4 protein-coding genes are annotated in these 3,381 nt (G+C 62.1%); 2 read left to right on the plus strand and 2 right to left on the minus strand.

The features are described 5' to 3' along the window. Together JWQ61_RS11570 and JWQ61_RS11575 are read right to left on the minus strand one after the other, a co-directional pair. Positions 1-451: amidohydrolase family protein (locus tag JWQ61_RS11570; RefSeq protein WP_304360662.1), on the minus strand; the 451-nt coding region annotated here is incomplete at its 3' end. 1 nt (position 452) lies between these two features. Next, positions 453-1,334, minus strand: a complete 882-nt coding sequence (locus JWQ61_RS11575) for a MurR/RpiR family transcriptional regulator (protein ID WP_304360663.1) — start codon at positions 1,332-1,334, stop codon at positions 453-455. Between the two features lie 159 nt (positions 1,335-1,493). Here JWQ61_RS11575 and JWQ61_RS11580 point away from each other — a divergent pair, with 159 nt between their 5' ends. After that, the gene (locus JWQ61_RS11580) at positions 1,494-2,807 is read left to right on the plus strand and encodes an amino acid deaminase (RefSeq protein ID WP_304360664.1); all 1,314 of its coding nucleotides are present in this window, start codon (positions 1,494-1,496) and stop codon (positions 2,805-2,807) included. Positions 2,808-2,825: 18 nt separating this feature from the next. Beyond that, on the plus strand, positions 2,826-3,381 hold a 556-nt coding region (locus JWQ61_RS11585; protein WP_304360665.1), incomplete at its 3' end, for a sugar kinase.

Raw genomic sequence — 3,381 nt, forward strand, 5'->3', positions numbered from 1 at the left:
CCGCTTCGACATAGGAAGCAAAAGTCGGATAGCTGAAAGCGCTTGCCTCGCCCAGCAGGTTCATCGGATCCGGCGGTTCCGCCTTGAGGCTGACCGGCGCGGCGCTGATGCCGCAATTGCCGACCACTACGGTCGTGACGCCCTGCGACAGTTTCGGCAGCATGCTCGGCGTGCGGATCACGTTGGTATCGTCGTGCGTATGGACGTCGATGAAGCCGGGACTGAGGACCTTGCCGCTGCCGTCTATCACCTGCTGGGCCTGCCAGCCGGACAGCGCGCCGGCGCTGGCATCGCTGCGCGGTTCGATGTGCAGGATGCGGCCGCCGGCCAGGGCGACATCGGCGACATACGCCGGGCTGCCGCTGCCGTCGATCACCGACACGTTGCGAATCAAGGTATCGCAGCTTGGCGTGCAGCTTGGCGTCGGCAATGCATTTGAATCAGTGCTCATTTCAGTCTCCCAACGGCTCGCGATTGCTGCCGCCGCGATGTGTATCCAGTGTGAATTTGAGGCGCCGCAGCAACTCCTGGCTGTGGTCCTTTTGCAGCAATGCCAACTCAGTCATCAGCACGTCCAGCGCCATCATCATGGCGTAGCGCGACGACGAGGGCTTGAAAATAAAATCGGTTTCCAGCGACTTCAGCGGCAACAGCACATCGGCCATCGCCGCCAGCGGCGAACCGAGGGCGGTGATCGCCACCAGCCGCACTCCATACTCCTTGGCGATGGCGCAGCTGGCGTTGAGTTCGGGCACATTGCCGGTGGTCGACAGGGCCAGGATCACATCGTCCTTGTCGAGCGTCGCCGCCACCATTTTCTGCAACATGGCGTCGTGGTAGGTGGCCACCGGGCGCCCCAGGCGCACCAGCCGGTAGCGGGCCTCATCCGACAGCATAGTCGAGCCGCCGCCCATGCCAAAGGCGTAAATCATGCGCGCCTGCAGCAGCGCCCGCGCCGCCTGCAGCAAGTTATCCTGGCTCAGCAGGCTGCGGTTGACCTCCAGCGACTTGTGGATATCGGCATAGACGATATCGACGATTTGCGGAAATTGATTTTCAGCAACAGAATTCTCGACCCGCAAAAACCGCTGGCCGATCGCTGCCGCCTGGGCCAGCCGCATCTTCAGTTCGCGCACGTCGCGGCAGCCGATGGCCTTGGCAAAGCGGGTGACGCTGGCTTCGCTGACGCCGGCCTGTTTAGCCAGGGTCTGGATGCTGGCGCTGGCCGCAAACGGCAGGTCGCTCAGGATTGCCTGCGCCACTTTTTGCTCAGCCAGGCGCAGCTGGCTGCTGCGTTCGGCGATGCGCGAGACAATATCGAATAATTGTGTCATCTGCTGCCAGTCGACATACGGGTGAAACGGCAATAAAACCGCAGTATCCTGGTAACAGACACAGCAGGAAGAAAACGCTATGTTACTTTGTAACATGCTTTTAATATAGTAAATTCAAGGATATGATTACGTCAAATGAATTTTGATGGAGGAGATCCGATGACAAATGTTATTAACTATCACAGCGATTACCAGAACCCGCTGATCGATCCCCTGAACAAGGGCCTGGGTGCATTCCAGCAAGCGCTGCCAGCCGCTGAAATCAAGGCGCACAACTGGAACCTGCTGCGGGAAGACCTGAGCCTGCCTACCGCCGTGCTGTACGAAGAACGCATGACGCACAACCTGCAGTGGATGCAGCAGTTCGTCACCGAATACGGCGTCAAGCTGGCTCCGCACGGTAAAACCACGATGGCGCCGAAACTGTTTGCGCGCCAGCTGGCCGGCGGCGCATGGGGCATTACCCTGGCTACCGCCCACCAGACCCGGGTCGCCCGCCAGCACGGTGTGCAGCGCGTGATCATGGCCAACCAGCTGGTCGGCAAACAGAACATGGCGATCATTTCCGATCTGCTGGCCGACCCCTCCTTTGCATTCTGCTGCCTGGTCGATTCGGCCGACGGCGTCGACCAGCTGGGCGCATTCTTCCAGGCGCGCAAGCAAGAGCTGCATGTGCTGCTGGAACTGGGCCCTGACGGCGGCCGCACCGGCATCCGCAATCCGCAACAGCAAGAGGCGGTGCTGGCAGCGCTGGCGCGCTGGCCCGAAAGCCTGGTGCTGGCCGGCGTCGAAGTGTACGAAGGCGTGCTGAAGGAAGAAGCCGATATCCGCAGTTTCCTGCAGCATGCAGTCGCCTGCGCCAAACAACTGGCCAAGGATGGCCGTTTTGCCGCGCGCACGGCAGGCACCACCAGCAGCGCAGCGCAGCCGGTGATACTGACCGGCGCCGGTTCGGCCTGGTATGACGTGGTCGCCGAAGAGTTCGCCAAGACCGACATCGGCCTGCCGCTGGACGTGGTGCTGCGCCCGGGCTGCTACCTGACCCATGACGTCGGCATTTATCGCGCCGCGCAGGCGCAGATCCAGACCCGCAATCCGATCGCCCGCAAGATGCGCACCGAGCTGCTGCCGGCCCTGCAATTATGGGCTTATGTGCAGTCGATTCCGGAAACCGGCAAAGCCATCATCGCGCTCGGCAAGCGTGACGCCGCATTCGATGCCGGCCTGCCTTTGCCCGCCGTGCATTATCGCCCGGGCAATCCTGCTCCCACGGCTACGCCGGCGCACTGGCAGCTGACTGGCATGATGGACCAGCATGCCTATCTGCAGATCACCGAAGGCGACGATATCAAGGTCGGCGACATGATCGGCTTCGACATCTCCCATCCCTGCCTGACCTTCGACAAGTGGCGCCAGATTGCGGTGCTCGATCCACAGCACCAGGTGGTCGATGTGATCCAGACCTTCTTTTAACCTGATCCGGCACAAGCAATGACTATAGATATCCTGGCCTATGGCGAAGCCATGGTGGAGTTCAACCAGCGGCAGCATGATGCCCGCATGTACCTGCAGGGTTTCGGCGGCGATACGTCGAACTTCTGCATCGCCGCCGCTCGCCAGGGCGCGCGCAGCGGTTACATCAGCGCGCTCGGCAACGATCATTTCGGGCAGAAGCTGCGCGACCTGTGGCTGGCCGAACAGGTCGACGCCAGCCACGTCACCAGCGATCCGCAAGCCGCCACCGGCGTGTATTTTGTATCGCACGACCAGGACGGCCACCACTTCGACTATCTGCGCGCCGGCTCCGCCGCCAGCCGCTACGCCAGCGCGCAGTTGCCGCTGGCGGCGATCGCCGCGGCCAAGGTGCTGCACCTGTCAGGCATCAGCCTGGCGATCAGCGCATCGGCCTGCGATGCCGGACTGGCGGCGATGGCGCATGCGCGCAAGCACGGCGTACGCACCTCGCTCGACACCAACCTGCGCCTGAAACTGTGGCCGCTGGAACGGGCCCAAGAAAAAATGCGCGAAGCGTTTGCGCTGTGCGATA

Source organism: Collimonas fungivorans, from assembly GCF_028292705.1.
In the GTDB taxonomy this organism is placed as follows: domain Bacteria; phylum Pseudomonadota; class Gammaproteobacteria; order Burkholderiales; family Burkholderiaceae_D; genus Collimonas; species Collimonas fungivorans_B.

What these genes read in the sequence shown, in the direction of transcription:
- JWQ61_RS11580 (WP_304360664.1), top strand. Translation starts at nt 1,494, where the DNA reads ATGACAAATGTTATTAACTATCACAGCGATTACCAGAACCCGCTGATC.
- JWQ61_RS11575 (WP_304360663.1), bottom strand. Translation starts at nt 1,334, where the DNA reads ATGACACAATTATTCGATATTGTCTCGCGCATCGCCGAACGCAGCAGC.